Source organism: Pseudomonas sp. CC11G, assembly GCF_056174845.1.
The window spans coordinates 76,150-94,248 of the sequence record NZ_JBWBZC010000017.1; the positions used below are offsets into that span (position 1 = coordinate 76,150).

Genomic DNA, 18,099 nt, shown 5'->3' on the forward strand with positions numbered 1-18,099 from the left:
AGAATCAGGATTTCAAACATGAACGCCAGCGTTCAGCCTTCCGTAAAGTCGCAATCGCACGCCCCCTCCTATTACGCCGCTACCGCCAACCGCCAGCTCAGCTACCCGGCACTGACCGGCGATGTGCAGGCCGACGTCTGCATCGTCGGTGGCGGATTTTCCGGGCTAAACACCGCCATTGAGTTGGCCGAGCGCGGCCTGTCGGTGGTGCTGGTAGAGGCCAATCAGATTGGCTGGGGCGCCAGCGGGCGCAACGGCGGGCAACTGATTCGCGGCGTCGGCCATGACGTCGACCGCTTTGCCAATGTGGTCGGCGACGATGGCGTGCGCGAGCTGAAACTGCTTGGCCTCGAAGCGGTGGAGATTGTTCGCCGGCGCATCGAGCACTTCAATATTCCGTGCGACCTCACCTGGGGTTACTGCGACCTGGCGAACAAACCCAGCGACCTCGAAGGCTTTGCCGAAGACCTCGCCGAACTGCGCGGCCTGGGCTATCGCCACGACCTGCGCCTGCTGCACGCCGACGATATGCACCAGGTGGTCGGTTCCAGCCGCTATGTCGGCGGCCTGATCGATATGGGCTCCGGCCATCTGCACCCGCTCAACCTGGCCCTCGGCGAAGCGGCAGCAGCGCAGTCGCTCGGCGTGAAATTGTTCGAGCACTCCGCCGTTACCCGTATCGACTACGGCAACGAAGTGGTCGTGCACACCGCCACCGGCAAGGTACGCGCGAAGAATCTGGTGTTGGCCTGCAACGCCTACCTCAACGGCTTGAACAGCAACCTGGGCGGCAAAGTGCTGCCCGCCGGCAGCTATATCATCGCCACCGAGCCGCTGAGCCAAGCCCAGGCACGCACGCTGATCCCGCAAAACATGGCGCTGTGCGACCAGCGCGTGGCCCTTGATTACTATCGCCTGTCGGCCGACCGCCGCCTTCTGTTCGGCGGCGCCTGCCACTACTCGGGGCGAGATCCGCAAGACATCGCTGCCTATATGCGGCCGAAGATGCTCGAGGTGTTCCCGCACCTGGACAAGGTAAAAATCGACTTCCAGTGGGGCGGCATGATCGGCATCGGCGCCAACCGCTTGCCGCAGATTGGACGCCTTAAAGACCAGCGCAATGTGTTCTACGCCCAGGCTTACTCAGGCCACGGCGTGAACGCCACGCACCTGGCCGGGCGCCTGCTCGGTGAGGCGATTGCCGGTCAGGAGAGTCGTGGGTTTGATCTGTTTGCCCAAGTGCCCCATGTGACATTCCCCGGCGGCAAATTCCTGCGCTCGCCGTTGTTGGCGTTGGGGATGTTGTGGCATCGGTTGAAGGAAGTGATGTAAGCCATACGCTGAAAATCGTCATTCCCGCGAAGGCGGGAATGACGGAGTTAAAGATCACAACGTCCAGAACGGCCGCAGCGCCTCGTAGTTGGCTTGCGCGCGGGTAATGCCAATATCGGCGAGCTGAGCATCAGTGAGGTTGAGCAAGGCGCGGCGTGTGGTCAGTCGGCGCCAGAAGGCAGCCCAGCGCGACATCGGCGCTTTCGGCATCGCCACGCGGTTCGACACCGCCTTGGCCACTGCTATTTTCCCGACCAAATCGTTTTGACCCAAGGTCAACCGAACATCGCTAAGCCCATTCATTTCCCTCACCCTGCTTTGTGTGTATGTGGGAAATGATGATGCGCCCACGCATAAAAGCAGGACAGATTCAAAAATCTTCTTTTAACTCCATACAGATTGCACATAGCTGCAGCTGAATGGTGATTTTGCGTGCCATCTGTATGGGTCTTGTCAAAACACCCCACAGAACGCACCATCTGTCCTTTCTGCCGCCCCGCAGGCACGCCGCCATGACGCTCTATGTAAACCTCGCCGAATTGCTCGGCTCGCGTATCGAACAAGGTCTGTATCGCCCCGGCGACCGTTTGCCGTCGGTACGCGCGCTAAGTGCCGAGCATGGCGTCAGCCTGAGCACCGTGCAGCAGGCGTACCGGCACCTCGAAGATCAGGGCCTGGCGCTGCCCCGGCCGAAGTCCGGGTACTTCGTGCCAGAGGAACGCGAGAAGCCGGCGCTGCCGATGGTCTCGCGCACCGCACAGCGGCCGGTGGAAGTGTCGCAATGGGATCAGGTGCTGGAGCTGATCAGCGTGGCGCCCGGCAGCGAAGGCCTGCTTCAACTGGGCCGCGGCCGCCCCGACCACACCAGCCCGACCCTTAAACCGCTGCTGCGCACCCTGTCGCGCCTTAGCCGTCGGCAAGACCTCAATGGCCTGACCTACGGCTGCATTCGCGGCCACCTGCCGCTGCGCGAGCAGATTTCGCGGCTGCTGGTCGACTCCGGCTGTCAGATCCCCGCCGACGACATAGTGATCACCACCGGCTGCCACGAAGCGCTATCGGCAGCGATCCGCGCCATCTGCGAGCCGGGCGATATCGTAGCGGTCGACTCGCCGAGCTTTCATGGCGTGATGCAGGCGCTGAAAGGCTTCGGCATGAAGGCGCTGGAACTGCCGACCGACCCGCTTACCGGTATCAGCCTGGAAGCTCTGGAATTGGCGTTGGAGCAGTGGCCCATCAAGGCCATACAGTTGACGCCCAACTGCAATAACCCGATGGGCTACATCATGCCCGACGCCAACAAACGCGCACTGATCGCCCTGGCCCAACGCTATGACGTGGCGATTATCGAAGACGATGTGTATGGCGAATTGGCTTACCACTATCCGCGACCGCGCACGATCAAGTCTTACGACGATGATGGTCGTGTGCTGCTCTGCAGCTCGTTTTCCAAGACGGTAGTGCCGGGCCTGCGCATTGGCTGGATCGCGCCGGGCCGTTATCAGGAACGCGTGCTGCATATGAAATACATGGGCACCGGCACCACGGCGCAACTGCCGCAACTGGCGCTGACCGAGTACCTGGAGGCCGGGCACTACGAGCCGCATATCCGCCGCATGCGCGCGCAATATATGCGCAGCCGCGACCAGATGATCGATTGGGTGAGCCGCTATTTCCCGGCTGGCACGCGGGTCAGTCGGCCGCAGGGCAGCTTTATGATCTGGGTGGAAATGCCGGAGGGGTTTGACAGCATTCGCCTGAACCGGGAGCTGAAACCGCACAAGATTCAGATTGCGCCGGGGAGCATCTTTTCCGCGGCGGGCAAGTACCGCAATTGTTTGCGCATGAGTTATGCCAGTAAGCCGGATGCGAAGACGGAGGCGGCGGTGCGGGTTGTTGGGGAGACCGTGGCGCGGTTGCTTGCTGAGCACGCCTGACGCTTGTAGGAGCCAGCTTGCTGGCGAACCCTGGAAACGAGGTTTTCAGGGTTCGCCAGCAAGCTGGCTCCTACGGATATGACGTCGGCTTGATCATTCCCCGCCAGCCAATTTCGCCTGCGCCGGCTCACCCAACCCACCGCCACGCATCAACAACACTACGAACCCCGCCGCCCCGACCGCCATCAGCAGCGGCAACGCATGCCCGCTCACCCACTGGCTCACCGCCCCGGTCACCAGTGGGCCGATCAGACAACCGATGCCCCACAGCTGGGAAATATGGGCGTTGGCGCGCACCAACTGGTCGTCACGAAACCGCTCGCCAATCAGAATCAGCGACAGGGTAAACAGCCCGCCCGCACTGGCGCCGAACAGCACCCATACCGGCCAGATCAGTGGCGTATGCAACAGCAACGGCACACACAGGCTGGAGATCATCAGCGTAACGCCACAACCAAAGAACAGGCGTTGGCGGGACATGCGGTCAGCCAGCCAACCAATCGGCAGTTGCAGCAAGGCGTCGCCGACCACCACCACGCTGGCCATCAGCAAGGCCGTTTCCTGGGTAAACCCCTGGCGCAGGCCATACACCGGCAGCAACGTCAGCATCATCGCTTCGAATGCAGCAAACAGGCTTACCGCCCAGGCAATCGCCGGCATGCTCGCGCAGAAGGCCCACAGGCCACGGCCCGACGCGCTGTGAGCATCGACCTTCGGCGCCCCGGTGCGACCCCAAAGCATCAACGACCCACCGATCAGCAAGCCGGTGCCGGTCCAGAATCCCAGGTCCGTGGTGGTGCCGAGCAGACTCAGCACCAGCGGACCACACAGTTGGCTTAGCGCATAACCGGTGCCATACAGCGCCACCAGCCGACCGCGCCAACGGTCGACGGCCAGTTGGTTGATCCAGCTTTCGCCCAGAATAAACACCACGGTCAGCGCCACGCCCAGCAGCAGCCGCAGCACCAGCCAGATCGGATAGCTGGGAAACAGCGCCATGGTGCTCACGCCCACTGCGCTCACCAACAGGCAGATTTGCATCAGGCCCGTGGTGCCAAAACGGGCGGCCAGGCGCCCGGCCAATACCGAGCCCAGCAACACGCCCACGGCCGGCATGGCCGCCATGACGCCGATGGCGAAATTGCCGTAACCCCAGCCTTCGAGACGCAGCGATACCAACGGCATGGTTACACCCAGCGCCAAGCCGATGCTGACCACCGCCGCAACCACGGCGAAATACGTACCCCAACGCATGACCACAGGTCATCTCCTTGCCGGGTTTGCCCAAAATAAAAACGGCCGGGTTTCCTCTCAGAAACCCGGCCGCAGGTATGGCTCGTAGAGCCGGCCCCTTCCTAAGAAAGAGCGGACCTTACAGGTGTGCTTTTAAAAATCTAAACCCACCTTAAATAAAGATCTCCTGGGCTAAGGCCAGGCAAGGCGCCCCGGAGCTTTTAAGCGCAGCGTACTGCAGTACGTGAGCATTAAAAGCGAGGACGCAACGCCGCATGGCCGACGACCAGGAGATCGCCCCGATATCGTTACAGCTTGATCCAAGTCGATTTCAATTCGGTGTATTTGTCGAAAGCGTGAAGGGATTTATCACGGCCGTTACCGGACTGCTTGAAACCACCAAACGGAGCGGTCATATCGCCACCGTCGTACTGGTTCACCCACACGCTACCGGCACGCAGGGCCTTGGCAGTGAGGTGGGCTTTGGAGATGTTGCTGGTCCATACCGCGGCCGCCAGACCGTAGATGCTGTCGTTGGCGATTTGCACGGCTTCTTCAGCGGTGTCGAAGGAAATAACCGACAGCACAGGGCCGAAGATTTCTTCTTGGGCGATACGCATGGAGTTGGTCACGCCGTCGAAAATGGTCGGCTCGACGTACGTACCACCGGTGGATTCCAGAGTGCGCTTGCCACCTGCTACCAACTTGGCGCCGTCGGTGTGGCCGGCTTCGATGTAGCTCAGCACGTTGTTCATCTGCTGGGTATCGACCAGGGCACCGACGTTGGTTTCCGGGTCCAGCGGGTTGCCCGGTTTCCAGCCTTTCAGCGCTTCAATTACCAGCGGCAGGAATTGGTCTTTGATCGAACGCTCGACCAACAGGCGGGAGCCAGCGGTACACACTTCGCCCTGGTTGAAGGCGATGGCGCCCGCAGCCGATTCAGCAGCGGCTTGCAGGTCTGGTGCGTCAGCAAAAACGATGTTCGGGCTCTTGCCACCGGCTTCCAGCCACACGCGTTTCATGTTCGATTCGCCCGAATAAACCAGCAATTGCTTGGCGATTTTGGTCGAACCGGTGAACACGATGGTGTCCACGTCCATATGCAGGGCCAGGGCCTTGCCGACAGTGTGGCCGTAGCCTGGCAGCACGTTCAGCACGCCAGCCGGAATGCCGGCTTCGATGGCCAGTTGAGCGATACGAATGGCGGTCAGCGGCGATTTTTCCGAAGGCTTGAGCACCACCGAGTTACCGGTAGACAGCGCTGGGCCGAGCTTCCAGCAGGCCATCATCAACGGGAAGTTCCACGGCACGATGGCGCCAACCACACCGATAGGCTCGCGAGTTACCAGGCCCAGTTCGTTGTGCGGAGTAGCTGCAACTTCGTCGTAGATCTTGTCGATGGCTTCACCGCTCCACGACAGCGCGCGGGCGGCGCCCGGTACGTCGATGTTCAGCGAGTCGCTGATTGGCTTGCCCATATCCAGGGTTTCCAGCAGGGCCAGCTCTTCGGCGTGCTCGTCCAGCAGCGCGGCGAAGCGGATCATGATTTCTTTGCGCTCGACCGGCGCCTTGCGCGACCACACGCCGGAGTTGAAGGTGGCGCGGGCGTCTTTGACGGCCAGTTCGGCATCGGCCAGGTCGCAGCTGGCAATTTTGCCCAACACACGGCCATCGACCGGGCTGACGCAGTCGAAGGTGTCACCGGATACCGCAGCGGTGTATTCGCCATGGATAAAGGCGCGGCCTTCGATCTTCAGGTCCTGGGCACGTTTTTCCCAGTCGGCGCGGCTCAAGGTAGTCATGTGTGCGTCCTCTTATTAATCGAGCTTTAATCAAGACTAAACAGACGGCGTGGGCCACGTGCGTCTGTCAAAAATTCTGCAAGGCCAGCTCGGCCAAGTGTGCCGGCCACACTAAACCAGAGCACGGCACCTTTCCATTATTTTTTACAGTCGAGGGTAAAACGCCCTTGTCATGTTCGTTTTATTAAACATAGACTGCGAACCTCTTTGCCAGACCGGCAAGTACCCGCCGCTGCGCGGGGTCCGTGAGCAATAAAACCAACACCTGGACCATCGCATGAATATCCAAGCCATCGTCGACTTCGCCGCTGCCGCCACGGCCGCCGAACACTACCGCCCCGCGCCTGAAAAAGTGCTCAAGGGCGACCCCGAGCAAAGCGTGCGCAATCACTACTCAAGCCCGTGCGGCCAGTTCGCCAGCGGTGTCTGGGAAGGCGCACCAGGCCAGTGGACGGTGAATTACACCGAACACGAATACTGCGAAATTCTGCAAGGCGTGTCGGTGCTGCGTGACGGCGAAGGCAATGCCAAAACCCTGCGTACGGGCGACCGTTTCGTTATCCCGGCCGGCTTCAAAGGCACCTGGGAAGTACTGGAAACGACCCGCAAGGTGTATGTGATGTTTGAACAGGCGGCGAGCTGAGCGGCGCCTATAGACCCGAGTTTTCCTGCGTGAAATTTTTGCCCGCTTAGTGCGGGCTTTTTTACGCGTGTGTTACTAACCGATCGGCTGCGCGTCGGCCTGGCGGCGTTAAAAATACTTTTCCGAATGCTCATTGGCTGCAGCCAACTGCGCTTCAAAAAAGCATATTTGCCTTGCCAGACCTAGCTCGCTCGATCTTGACCTGTGGGCAGCCCACATCTAAAGCCGAGCGTTAGAGATTAGAACTCCACCGTACTCGACACCTCAACCATCCGCGGATCACCAATCGAAATCAGGTACGCATTGGTCGACGACGAGTAGTAGGTCTTGTCGAACATGTTCTTCAGGTTGAATTGCAGCTTCACCTTCTTGCCCCCCAGGTGCGTGTCGTACGTGGCGAACGCATCGGCCGTGGTGTATTGCGGCAAGGTGAAGGTGTTTTCCGCATCGCCGGCACGCTCGCCCACGTAACGGGCGCCGGTGCCGATGCGCAGGCGGTCGCCGCCCAGCACTTGGCCGAAGTCGTAGACGCCAAACAACGACGCGGTGTTGCGCGCGACGTTCGCCAAATCGTTGCCCTTCAGCGCCGGGTCTTTGGTCACCCAGGCATCGAGGTAGGCATAGCTGCCGATCAGGCTGATCTGGTCGGTCAGCTGGCCGGTAATGTCCAACTCAACGCCTCGCGACGTCACGGCACCCGCAGCCCGCGCCAGGGTGTCGCTACCCCCTGACGGCAGCGTGTAGGTCTCGGTGACCATCACGTTTTCTTTATCGATGGTGAACAGCGCCAGGGTGCCGGTGACACGCCCCGGCATGTCCAGCTTGGCGCCGATTTCCCAGGATTTCCCTTCCTCCGGGTCCAGCCCATTGATGCTCGCGGTGCCGGCCAATGCGGCGATGGTGGAGTTCGGTTTGAACGACTCGCTGTAGCCGCCGTACAGGGAAAACTCATCGGTCCATTGGTAGACCAGCCCGGCCCGCGGCAGCCATTTCTGGCCGTTGATATCGGTGTTCTTTTTGAAGGGCCGACCCTTGCCCGCCAGTTGGTCATAGAGCTGATAACGCGCACCGCCGACCAAAATCCATTGGTCGTCTAGGTGGATGGAGTCCTGCACGAATGCGGACTGGCTATACATCTTGTCGGTCTGGTCGCTGTCGGTCGCGGACACGGTGGTGGGTTCCGGGACCAGGCCGTAGACCGGGTCCTGCGTGTCGAACCGCACGGTGGTGTTCTGGCGTAGCAAGTCAGCGCGGAAAATCTTGCGGTATTCGTGGTCCACGCCGGTCAGCAGTTCGTGGCGCATGCCGCCGATTTCCAGGTCGCCCGATAGATCCAGCGTGCCGAAATGCTCGGTGCTCACCGCGCCACGGGTGCCGTCGAGGCGACGCGTCAGTAACGTCGAGCTGCCGGTAGCGAAGCCAGTCACTCGCGCTTGGTAATCGTCATAGCGGTCGCGGTTGTAGCTGTAGGCGAAGTGGGTTTTCCAGGTGTCATCAAGGCGATGCTCCACATCGAAAATCGCCAGGTCGGAGCGCCCTTCGGTTTTGTTGTAGGGCTCATCCAGACGGCGCTCGCGCGGCACATTCAACGGTTTGTCGCTGCCTTTGGCGAGGATGGTGCCCCGGTCAAACGGCGTCAGGTAGTCGCGGTGTTCCCACGAGACATTCACCGTGGTGTCATCGCCAAACCAGGCCAACGACGGGGCGACGGTTTTTTCCCGGCTGTTGCCGAAGTTGCGCCAGTAATCGGCCTCGTCGTAGTCGGCCACCAAGCGGTAAGCCAGGTTGGTGTCGCCGACGGCGCCAGTGGTGTCGAGCTGGCCGCCGCTGCCGTTCTTGCCATCGGCATAGGTCGAGGCGCGGGCGGTGATGGCGTTGTATTGCTCAAGCTGCGGCTTCTTGCTGACCAGGTTGATAACGCCGCCCGGGTCGAGAATGCCGTACAGCATCGACGCCGGCCCCTTGAGCACTTCCACCCGCTCGACGTTGGCGGTGAAGTTGCGGCCCTGCACGGTGCGCATGCCGTCACGCAGAATCGAGCCATCGCGATTGTCGCCAAAGCCGCGTTTCATCACCGCGTCCATGGTGCTGCCCAAGGTGTTTGCCTGGGTGATGCCGCTGACATTTACCAACGCGTCGTCCAGGTTGCGCGGTTGCTGATCTTGCAGCACCTGCCTGGGCACTACGGCGATGGCCTGGGGAATTTCCAGCAGCGGCGCTTCGGACCGCATGATTTTGCTGGTGGGCGGCGGCTGGTAGCTCTGCGCTTGCTGCGCCTGGCCGCTGATGTTGGCGGCATCAAGGTTCATGGCGGCGTCATTACGCAGGCGTTGCAGGGTCAGGGTGCGTTCGTCCGCACGGCGGAAGGTAAAACCCGAACCTTGCAGCAATTTACCAAGGGCCTGCTCGGCGCTCATCTGCCCGTTAACGGCTGGGGCTTGCAGGCTGTACGGCGCATCGTCGCTGTACACCAGGCTCAGGCCCGTCACCCGGCTGAACGCGCTCAGCGCCTGGGGCAACGGCTGGGCGGCGATGGCAAAACTGTACTGCGCCTGCGTGGCAGCGGCGGGCGCCTCGGCGGCCTGCACCAGCAGGGGCGCGCTGGTGGCCAGCACCAGCGAAAGACCGAAGCCGCGTTTTCCAGCCAGTAGCCTGTACGTCATAAGCACCTAATCCGTGAAAGTGTCCCGACACCGGGTTTCTGCGATCTATTCGCAATTACAAGCACTACACGGATGCCAACGTGGGATACCTCACCGTTGGCTGAAATTATTTTTAGGGGCTACCGCACAACCGTGATACCGAGCAGCTGGTGGTGCGTAAAGCCCACCACGCTGGCCAGCGAAGCCAATACTTTTTCGGGGTCTTGGCTGGGGAAACTGCCGCTGATGCGTTGCTGCCCCAGCGCCGGGTTCAGCAGCACGATGCGCGTCTGGCTGTAGCGCTGCAGTTCATTGAGCACTTGCGTTAACGGCAGTTGGTAGAAGGTCAGCCAGCCTTGGCGCCAAGCCAGGCTGGCGTCACTATCGACACCCTGCACGGTGCCGGCCAGGCCCTGCTGATAACTCACCTGCTGATTGGCACCGAGCACCTGTGCCGTCGCGCCGGGCTTGGCGGTGACCGCCACGCGGCCCGACTGCACCGTCACCTGCGCGCCGTCTTCGCGCAAACGCACTTCAAATTGAGTGCCGAGCACCTGCGCTTCACCGTCGGCGGCGCTCACGATAAAGGGCTGGCCGGTGTGTCTGACCTGAAAATAGGCCGCGCCGCGCAGCAATTCGATGCGCCGCTGCTGGCCGGTGAAATGCACTTGCACGGCGCTGTCGGCATCGAGCAGGAGCACCGACTGATCGGCCAGGGTGATCTGCCGCAACTGGCCGGGCGCCGACACATAGTCCGCGCGCAGCGAGTCCGCCCAGCGCTGCGGCTGCCAGCCCAGCAAGCCGAGCATCAGCAGCACGCTGGCAGCCGTGGCCAGCGCGCCCTGCCACCAACGCGAAGCGCGGCGCGGCGCGGGCGTCATGGCGTTCAAGTAATGCGCCATGGCTGCGGCTTCTTCGCGGGCTAGCTGCTGCGCCGGCTGCTCGGTCAACGCCCACAGCGCCTGTACCTGCGCATAGGCTTCGACATGGTCGGGCTCGGCATACAGCCACGCATCAAAGGCCGCTCGCTCGGCCGCGCTCGGCTGGCCGCGCAGGCGCTCATGCCAGGCCAGGGCGGCCTGTTCAAGCGACGGGGCGGTGTCGGCAACAACGCGCAGAGGGGGCGAATGGCTCATTGATCAGGCGACTCCAGGCTCGCCTTGCAGGCATAGAGGGCGCGCATCATATGTTTTTCCACGGCGCTCTGGGACAGCAGCATCACCTTGGCGATTTCGCCATAGGTACGCCCGTGCACCCGGTTCAGCAGAAAAATATGCCGCGTGCGTTCCGGCAGCGCGCGTAGCGCCTGGTCGACGCGCTGCAAGTCGTGGCTGGCATCCAGCGCTGCATCCGGCGCGGAAGGTTCGCCCAATTGCTCGGTCAGCAGGCCGGTTTCGTTGCGGCTGCGCGAGCTTTCACTGCGCAAATGGTCGATGGCCATATTGCGCGCCGAGCGCAGTAGGTAGGTGCTGAGCTCTTCCACCTGCACCTGCGGGCGGCGCCAGAAGCGCAAAAACAGGTCTTGCACGAGGTCCGCCGCCGTCGCCCGGCAGCCCACACGGCGGCTGACCAACGCCTCCATCTGCGAGCGCTGCGAGAGAAACACCCGCAAGAAATCCGCGCGCAAGGCAGGCTCGGTCGCTAGCCGCGTTTCGGCAAGCGGATCGGTGGGGGAAGTGGGTCAGCCATGCGGGCGGGATGTCAGGCGATCAGAATAGTGCGCAAATGATAATGCCTTGCATTAAAGCCCGATAGAGGCCCTCGGTCGGATCCCGCATAATGGCCGCCGTTTTCGCCCGCCAGGACAGTCGCCGTGCCTTCATCGCCCACTCCCAACAGCTTGCTGGTTATCGGTTACGTCTGGCCCGAGCCACGCTCCTCGGCGGCCAGCGGGCACATGATGCAGTTGCTCGACTGCTTTCTTGAGCGCGGCTGGCGCATCACCTTCGCCAGCCCCGCCAACGAAGGCGAGCACAAGGCAGACCTACAAGCGCTGGGCATCGCCGAACAACTTATCGAGCTGAACAACGAAAGCTTCGACACGTTCGTGCGCGAGCTGAACCCCAGCGTAGTGCTGTTTGACCGTTTCATGATGGAAGAACAGTTCGGCTGGCGCGTGGAGCAGCAATGCCCGCAAGCGCTAAGGGTGCTGGAAACGGTCGATCTGCACACCCTGCGCGATGCCCGTCAGCAATTGCTCAAGGCCCATCTGGCCGCTGGTTTGGGTGATGATTGCGAGGCGCTGTTCAATCCGCCCGCCGAGGTGCTTACCAGCACATGGCGGCCAGCGACACGGCGCAGCGGGAAATCGCCTCGATCTACCGCTGCGACCTGAGCCTGATGGTCTCGGATGACGAAATCCGCCTATTGGGCGAGCAGTTCAAGCTGCCGGCAGACTTGCTGTTGCACTGCCCACTGCTACTGAACAGCACGCAACGCCCCACCCGCCCCTTCGCCGAACGGGCGCATTTCATCAGCATCGGCAACTTTCGCCACGCGCCCAACTGGGATGCCGTGCTTTGGCTGAAGCAAAGCATCTGGCCGTTGATTCGCCAGCAGTTGCCGCAAGCGCAGTTGCATGTGTATGGCGCTTATACGCCGCCCAAAGCCACGGCCCTGCACAACGCCGCGCAGGGTTTCACATCATGAATTGGGCGCCGGATGCGCTGGTGGTGATGGAAAGCGCGCGCGTGTGCCTGGCGCCGCTGCGTTTTGGCGCCGGTATCAAGGGCAAGATTGCCGATGCCATGTTGTGCGGCACGCCGAATGTCACCACGCCGATGGGGGCGGAAGGCATGCACGGCGAGTTTGCCATGGCCAGGTGAGGTGGTCGGGAACGCAGCTGAATTTGCCGAGGCGGCCGTGCGTTTATACCGCGACGAACATGCCTGGCAGCAGGCGCAAGACCAAGGCTGGGCCCTGTTGGCGGCGCGTTATGACCGTCAAGCGATTGGGCAACTGCTGATGCAGCGCATTGAAGACTGCCTGGCCAATCTGGCCGAGCATCGCCTGCAGAACTTCACCGGAACGATGCTGCGCCACCATCAGCACAAGAGCACTAAATACATGGCGCAGTGGATCGAAGCGAAGAACCGCCGCGACTGAGCGCCCCGCATAGGCGGGGACGAGGCTTAGGCGCTTAATCGTTATTGCGGAAAATCAGGTAACCCGCCAATGCCACCACACCCAACGCCAGGCTGGCCGATGCCACCGGGTGCTCGCGGGTGTAATCACGGGTGGCCACGCCGGCTTGCACGGTCTTTTCCTTCACATCTGCATAGGTGTCGCTCAGCAGGTCGCGGGAATGGCCCAGCACGCGCTCAGCACTACTGCGCAGGCTTTTCAGCGACTTCTGCGATTCCTCACTGACTTCGCTTTTCAGGCTGTCGAGGCTGGAGATCAGGTGCTCGATCTCGGTTTCGATGCTGTGCAGGGATTTGTTGCGCGAGGCAAAAATAGCCATGGTCAGTCTCTCCTATCGTTCATAAGGGCGTACGAGGTGTGACTGCGCTCACTTGGAAAGTGCAGCTAATCTGAACTTATCGGGCGCCTGGCAGGACTCATTCTGTAAGCGCGTTTCCCTATAAGAGAGGACTACAGCATGTCGAATCACACCTACAAATTGATTGATATTGTCGGTTCGTCGCCTACCAGCATTGAAGACGCCGTTCAGAACGCCCTCGCCGAAACAGCGAAAACCGTGCGCAATCTGGAATGGTTCGAAGTGGTCGAGACTCGCGGTCACATTGTTGACGGAAAAGTGGGCCACTATCAGGTGACCTTGAAAGTCGGTTTCCGCATCGGCGACAGCTGATAACCCGTTTTAATGCGTGACGGCCTGCGGGCCGTTTACGCTCACCGAGGCTGTGGGACAACGCCCGGTGTTGCTTTTGGCGATCTCAGGTTGCCAATTTTGCTGCTCGAGGTTTGGCGTGGTGTTCGAGCATTTGTCGTTACCAACGAGGGAGCGTTACCCCATGAAGAAAGTGATCCTGGCCTTTGGCCTGTTAGTTATGGCTGGCTCGGCCTTCGCGGCGCCAAAACCTTGCGAAGAGCTGAAGTCGGAAATCGATGCAAAAATCCAAGCCAAGGGCGCCAAGTCCTACAGCCTGGAAATTGTTGAAAAAGGCAGCGCTGGCGACAAGAAAGTCGTAGGCAGCTGCGATGCAGGTGCTAAGGAAATCGTCTACCAGCGCAATTGATCGCGCCTAGACACTCTCAACCGGCGTTGCTTAAACAACGCCGGTTTTTTATTGCCCAGTTTTTAGCGGCCGCCGCGCACAGCAAAAGCTAAGGGTTTGCCTTAAGGACTTTCGCGCAGTACAGTAAGCCCCACTGAAACAGTCGGGTATTACGTCACTGTTTTCCTCGATACAGATTTTCTGGGCTAGAGCCAGACAAGGCGAAAGCGAGCCGAACAGCGCAGCGTAGTTAACTACGTGAGCATGTGAGGCGAGGTTTCAACGCCGTATGGCCGACGACCAGGAAATCGCGCCCGGAGTGCAATCATGAAAACCCTTTCCGATATAAAAATTTCCGTGCTGGACTTGGCCCCAATCCGCGCCGATGGCGGCCCGCAACAAGCCCTGCGCAACTCCCTGGCGCTCGCCCAGCACGCCGAAAAACTCGGCTTTACCCGCTTCTGGGTAGCCGAACACCACAACATGGACGGCATCGCCAGTTCCGCCACCTCGGTGCTGATCGGCTACCTCGCAGCCGGCACCAGCAGTATTCGCCTCGGTGCCGGCGGTGTGATGCTGCCCAACCATGCGCCGCTGGTGATCGCCGAGCAGTTCGGCACGCTGGCCACCTTGTACCCCGGTCGTATCGACCTGGGTCTGGGGCGCGCGCCCGGTGCCGATCAATACACCGCCCATGCGCTGCGCCGCGAACGTTCCGGCAGTGCCGACGATTTCCCGGCCGACCTGACTGAACTACAGACCTACCTCGGCCCTTTGCAGCGCAATCAACGCGTGATCGCCATGCCCGGCACCGGCACCGAAGTGCCGATCTGGCTGCTCGGTTCCAGCCTGTTCAGTGCCCAGCTGGCCGGTCAGCGCGGCTTGCCTTACGCCTTTGCCTCGCACTTTGCGCCGCGGATGATGCATGAGGCGATTCGCGTGTACCGCAACCACTTCAAGCCGTCGGCCGTGCTGGATAAACCCTACGTGATGCTCGGCGTACCGTTGCTCGCCGCCGACACCGACGAGCAGGCGCAATACCTGGCCACCAGCGCCTACCAGCGCATTCTCGCTTTGCTGCGCGGGCAGAGCCTGGTGCAGAAGCCGCCGGTGCAAAGCATGGAAGGCCTGTGGCTGCCCCATGAACGCGAGGCGGTCGGTGAGTTCTTCGGGTTGGCGATGGTCGGTGGGCCGGAGAAGATCCGCAGCCATATCAACCAACTGCTGGAAAAAACCGACGCCGACGAGCTGATTTTCACCAGCGATATGTACGACTTCGTCGACCGCTTGCATTCCTACGAGGTGCTGGCCAACCTGCGCTAAGCCGGCGAAAAAAAGCGAACGACTGCCGCGCCAGTGCCTCTGAACCCTATACCCCAACGGCAAGGACAACTCAGATGAAAAAGACAGCATCGGCTCACTGGCAAGGCGGCATCAAAGACGGCAAAGGCACCATCTCCACCCAGAGCGGCGTGTTGAAACAAAGCCCTTACGGCTTCAACACACGCTTTGAGGACGGCCCCGGCACCAACCCGGAAGAACTGATCGGCGCCGCCCACGCGGGCTGTTTCTCCATGGCTCTGTCCAAGGAACTCGGTGACGCCGGCATGACCGCCGAAAGCATCGACACCCAGGCCGAAGTCACCCTCGACAAAGCCGACGGCGGCTTCGCCATCACCGCCGTGCACCTCAAGCTCAGCGCCAAGATTCCTGGCGCCGACCGTGAAGCGTTCGAGAAAGCCGTGGAAAGCGCCAAGACCGGCTGCCCGGTTTCCAAAGTGTTGAATGCAGAAATCACCCTGGAAGCGACACTGGAAAATTAAGGTTCCGAGTAAAGGCTATCGAGGCTGAATCCTCTCCCACAGAAACTCTCATTTCCTTGTGGGAGAGGCTTCAGCCTCGAGCTTTTGATCTTTCCTGCGCTCATACCGATCCAACAACGGCTGCGTCGTCAGGCCGTGCACCGCAATACTCAACGCCACCACCGACAACGTCAGGCCAATCGCCTCCTGCGCCGCCGCGCCTTCCAGGCCGTGGTTAAGCACATACGCCAGGTAGTACAAACTGCCGATGCCGCGAATACCAAACCAGCCCATCAGCCAGCGTTGCCGTTCGCACAGCGCATTGCCGCGCACAATCGCCACCACGCTCAGTGGCCGAATAACGCAGAACAACGCTAGCCCCAGCGGCACCGCACGCCAGTCCCAATGAAAGGCCAGCAGCGCGCCGAGCAGGGTGACCAGCAGCACTTCGAGCACCCGTTCGACGATATCGCCGAAGGACAAAATTTCGCCGATCAGCAAACCCGCCACCACCTTCGGCTCGCTGGTATCGCTGACCTGCTCCTTGATCTGGTCCAGGCTGCCCGCGTCTTTGGGAATAGCCGACGCCACTTCCTCGGCCGGCACACTCGAATTGTCAGAAGAAGCGACTTCGGCATGGCGCAGGCCGATGCCGGCCGCAAAGGCGGCGAGAAAGCCCAGCGCGCCAACGGTTTCTGCCAGCCAATACGACAGGGCAATAAGCGCCATGGCGAGAAAGTCGTTGGGTGAGATGGCCGCGTCGCGGTGGCGCGTGCGCAAATAAATGGCCAGCCGCCCCACCCCGCGGCCAAGCAGAAAGCCAATCAGCAGCCCGGCCGGAATCGCCCACAGCAATCGCTGCGTAGCCCAGCCGCTCAGCCACTCGCCACCAGTGCCGTCGTGCTGGATCCATAACAGGGCAAACAGCACAAAGGGAAACGCCACACCATCGTTAAACCCGGCCTCGCCCGACAGGCCATAGCGCATGCGGTCAAAATCGCCGGCGTGGTTTACCTGCACCAGGCTGGCCAACACCGGGTCAGTAGGCGCCAGCACCGCGCCGATCAGCATCGACAACCCAATGCTCAACCCCAACCCGTAATGGCCCACCAGCGCCACCCCGGCAATACACGCCAGCATCACTGGGCCAGCTAGCAGATAGGCGCTGCGCCACGCCGGGTCGGCAAACCCCAGGCGCAGCTTCATGCCGCCGCTGAACAGGGAAAACAGCACGGCAATTTCAGTGAGGTGCTCAAGCCAGTCGGCCACCTCGATAAAATTCATCTTCCACAGCCCAAGCCCCAGCGGGCCGATGGCCAGGCCGAACGCCAGGTACAGAGTGGAGGTGGTGACGGGAAGCCAGCGCAGGTAGGCCGAGGCCAGGGTCAGAATCAGCAGAATGCTGCCCAGCACCGCCATCCAGTGCAGAAAGCTCATAAGCGGGCTCGCTCCGAGGGTGCATGGCGGGTCGGGGTGACAGCGCGCTATCTAGGTTCGAGACGCTTGCAGCGGATATGGTTCAGCCCCTGTAGGAGCGAGCTTGCTGGCGAACCCTGGAAACGAAATTCACGACCGCCTTTTGCAGGGCTCGCGACCAAGGTCGCTCCTACAGAACAGCGTTGGTCAAAGCGGCCCGCAGCCCTCGACATTGACCTGCTTGAGCGCTTTGCGCGGCATCGAATACAACCAGGCCTGGGTACTCATCGCCACCGGACGCGCCTCCAGACGATAGCGTTGCCCGGCGACAAAGTCGTACTTCACCTTGAGATGGCAGGTGAGCTGTCGCGGGTTTCCCATGGTGCCGCCGCCACTGCCGTTATTTACATCAAACTGAAAGCGCGCCCGCAGTTCGTGGCTGCCCGGCGTCACCTGGAAAAAGCGCCCGTCGCCGACTTTTTTGCCATCGAGTTTTTCCGCCATCAAGGTATTGCCCGGCGTGCTGTACAGCTCGACCCACGCCTGCGCCGGATCAGCCTCGGGCAAGGGAGCGGCAGCGCAAGCGGCCAGCGGAAGGGTGCAGAGCAAAATGGGCAGCAGGCGCATGGCGGTCTCGGCGTTAACGGCAAGCCAGAATCATGGTGTCATTCCCACCTCACCGCAACGGCCTTCTTTGGCCCGGGCCAGCAGTTGGTGCTGCTGGTCATACAGCTTGGCCCACGGGCGAAAGCCAATGCTGCCAGCCACCAGGTTATAGCGCTGGCCGGCGGCGAATTCCGGGTAATCGAGCTTGAGTACGCAGTTGCGCTCAAGGCCCTGGCTATCCGGCCCGATATTGGTCGGTGCCACGGCAAACTGCAGGCGCATATGCAGCTCGTGCTGGCCTGGGGTTACCTGAAAATAGCGGTCGTCTTCCAGCTCGCTGGCGTCCACCTTGGCGGCCTGCAGGGTGTTGGCTTCGCTGGTGCGCAAATCCACCCAGGCCTGATTCGGGTCGGGCGTGGGCAACATGGCGCAGCCACCCAGGGTGAGCAGGCTGGTGGCGAGCAGAAATGGGCGCATGGTCGGGCTCCGTGGTCTGGTTTTTATG

General features: G+C 61.3%; 17 protein-coding genes and 1 pseudogene. 8 read left to right on the plus strand and 10 right to left on the minus strand.

What is annotated here, in order from left to right:
• The first annotated feature begins 18 nt into the window (after nucleotides 1-18).
• Nucleotides 19-1,332 carry an NAD(P)/FAD-dependent oxidoreductase gene (locus AC0V2S_RS19070; RefSeq protein WP_475511087.1) on the plus strand — a complete coding sequence of 438 codons (1,314 nt, stop codon included), beginning with the start codon at nucleotides 19-21 and terminating at the stop codon, nucleotides 1,330-1,332.
• A gap of 54 nt (nucleotides 1,333-1,386) precedes the next feature.
• Here the strand turns inward: AC0V2S_RS19070 and AC0V2S_RS19075 are convergent, their stop codons facing one another.
• Complete coding sequence (locus tag AC0V2S_RS19075; protein ID WP_475511088.1) at nucleotides 1,387-1,635, minus strand: DUF1127 domain-containing protein; 249 nt, start codon at nucleotides 1,633-1,635, stop codon at nucleotides 1,387-1,389.
• Between the two features lie 209 nt (nucleotides 1,636-1,844).
• Between AC0V2S_RS19075 and AC0V2S_RS19080 the strand changes: the two genes are divergently transcribed.
• Nucleotides 1,845-3,269 (plus strand): aminotransferase-like domain-containing protein, encoded by a 1,425-nt coding sequence (locus AC0V2S_RS19080; protein ID WP_475511089.1) that lies wholly within the window; start codon nucleotides 1,845-1,847, stop codon nucleotides 3,267-3,269.
• 93 nt (nucleotides 3,270-3,362) lie between these two features.
• On the opposite strand, the gene AC0V2S_RS19085 is transcribed toward AC0V2S_RS19080, so the two are convergent.
• Both AC0V2S_RS19085 and AC0V2S_RS19090 read right to left on the minus strand, forming a co-directional pair.
• On the minus strand, nucleotides 3,363-4,523 hold the full coding sequence (locus AC0V2S_RS19085) for an MFS transporter (RefSeq protein ID WP_475511144.1): 1,161 nt from the start codon (nucleotides 4,521-4,523) through the stop codon (nucleotides 3,363-3,365).
• Between the two features lie 287 nt (nucleotides 4,524-4,810).
• Nucleotides 4,811-6,304 (minus strand): aldehyde dehydrogenase, encoded by a 1,494-nt coding sequence (locus tag AC0V2S_RS19090; protein ID WP_475511090.1) that lies wholly within the window; start codon nucleotides 6,302-6,304, stop codon nucleotides 4,811-4,813.
• Between the two features lie 277 nt (nucleotides 6,305-6,581).
• Here AC0V2S_RS19090 and AC0V2S_RS19095 point away from each other — a divergent pair, with 277 nt between their 5' ends.
• The gene (locus tag AC0V2S_RS19095) at nucleotides 6,582-6,947 is read left to right on the plus strand and encodes a cupin domain-containing protein (protein WP_475511091.1); all 366 of its coding nucleotides are present in this window, start codon (nucleotides 6,582-6,584) and stop codon (nucleotides 6,945-6,947) included.
• 239 nt (nucleotides 6,948-7,186) lie between these two features.
• Here AC0V2S_RS19095 and AC0V2S_RS19100 read toward each other — a convergent pair whose 3' ends face one another.
• The 3 genes from AC0V2S_RS19100 to AC0V2S_RS19110 all read right to left on the minus strand — a co-directional run bounded on the left by AC0V2S_RS19100 (nucleotide 7,187) and on the right by AC0V2S_RS19110 (nucleotide 11,216).
• Nucleotides 7,187-9,610, minus strand: a complete 2,424-nt coding sequence (locus AC0V2S_RS19100; protein WP_475511092.1) for a TonB-dependent siderophore receptor — start codon at nucleotides 9,608-9,610, stop codon at nucleotides 7,187-7,189.
• Between the two features lie 119 nt (nucleotides 9,611-9,729).
• Complete coding sequence (locus AC0V2S_RS19105; protein WP_475511093.1) at nucleotides 9,730-10,725, minus strand: FecR family protein; 996 nt, start codon at nucleotides 10,723-10,725, stop codon at nucleotides 9,730-9,732.
• A complete protein-coding gene (locus AC0V2S_RS19110) occupies nucleotides 10,722-11,216 on the minus strand; it encodes an RNA polymerase sigma factor (protein ID WP_475511094.1) in 495 nt (164 codons plus the stop codon). Before AC0V2S_RS19110 ends, AC0V2S_RS19105 begins: the two co-directional genes overlap by 4 nt.
• Before the next feature lie 273 nt (nucleotides 11,217-11,489).
• On the opposite strand from AC0V2S_RS19110, the pseudogene AC0V2S_RS19115 reads away from it, so the two are divergent.
• Nucleotides 11,490-12,694, plus strand: a pseudogene (locus AC0V2S_RS19115) (glycosyltransferase).
• Between the two features lie 34 nt (nucleotides 12,695-12,728).
• Here AC0V2S_RS19115 and AC0V2S_RS19120 read toward each other — a convergent pair.
• Nucleotides 12,729-13,052 (minus strand): ElaB/YgaM/YqjD family protein, encoded by a 324-nt coding sequence (locus AC0V2S_RS19120; protein ID WP_475511095.1) that lies wholly within the window; start codon nucleotides 13,050-13,052, stop codon nucleotides 12,729-12,731.
• Between the two features lie 138 nt (nucleotides 13,053-13,190).
• Between AC0V2S_RS19120 and AC0V2S_RS19125 the strand changes: the two genes are divergently transcribed.
• The 4 genes from AC0V2S_RS19125 (at nucleotide 13,191) to AC0V2S_RS19140 (ending at nucleotide 15,593) form a co-directional block, all read left to right on the plus strand.
• Nucleotides 13,191-13,403, plus strand: a complete 213-nt coding sequence (locus AC0V2S_RS19125) for a dodecin (protein ID WP_475511096.1) — start codon at nucleotides 13,191-13,193, stop codon at nucleotides 13,401-13,403.
• Nucleotides 13,404-13,566: 163 nt separating this feature from the next.
• Nucleotides 13,567-13,791, plus strand: coding sequence for a DUF1161 domain-containing protein (locus AC0V2S_RS19130; RefSeq protein WP_475511097.1), 225 nt, complete (start codon nucleotides 13,567-13,569; stop codon nucleotides 13,789-13,791).
• A 306-nt stretch (nucleotides 13,792-14,097) separates the two neighbouring features.
• Nucleotides 14,098-15,093: an LLM class flavin-dependent oxidoreductase gene (locus AC0V2S_RS19135; RefSeq protein WP_475511098.1), complete on the plus strand. Its 996-nt coding sequence runs from the start codon at nucleotides 14,098-14,100 to the stop codon at nucleotides 15,091-15,093.
• A gap of 74 nt (nucleotides 15,094-15,167) precedes the next feature.
• A complete protein-coding gene (locus tag AC0V2S_RS19140) occupies nucleotides 15,168-15,593 on the plus strand; it encodes an OsmC family protein (RefSeq protein WP_475511099.1) in 426 nt (141 codons plus the stop codon).
• A 48-nt stretch (nucleotides 15,594-15,641) separates the two neighbouring features.
• Here the strand turns inward: AC0V2S_RS19140 and AC0V2S_RS19145 are convergent, their stop codons facing one another.
• The 3 genes from AC0V2S_RS19145 to AC0V2S_RS19155 all read right to left on the minus strand — a co-directional run bounded on the left by AC0V2S_RS19145 (nucleotide 15,642) and on the right by AC0V2S_RS19155 (nucleotide 18,071).
• On the minus strand, nucleotides 15,642-17,009 hold the full coding sequence (locus AC0V2S_RS19145; protein WP_475511100.1) for a cation:proton antiporter: 1,368 nt from the start codon (nucleotides 17,007-17,009) through the stop codon (nucleotides 15,642-15,644).
• Nucleotides 17,010-17,195: 186 nt separating this feature from the next.
• On the minus strand, nucleotides 17,196-17,615 hold the full coding sequence (locus AC0V2S_RS19150; RefSeq protein WP_475511101.1) for a PA0061/PA0062 family lipoprotein: 420 nt from the start codon (nucleotides 17,613-17,615) through the stop codon (nucleotides 17,196-17,198).
• A gap of 30 nt (nucleotides 17,616-17,645) precedes the next feature.
• The gene (locus tag AC0V2S_RS19155; protein ID WP_475511102.1) at nucleotides 17,646-18,071 is read right to left on the minus strand and encodes a PA0061/PA0062 family lipoprotein; all 426 of its coding nucleotides are present in this window, start codon (nucleotides 18,069-18,071) and stop codon (nucleotides 17,646-17,648) included.
• Nucleotides 18,072-18,099 lie beyond the last annotated feature (28 nt).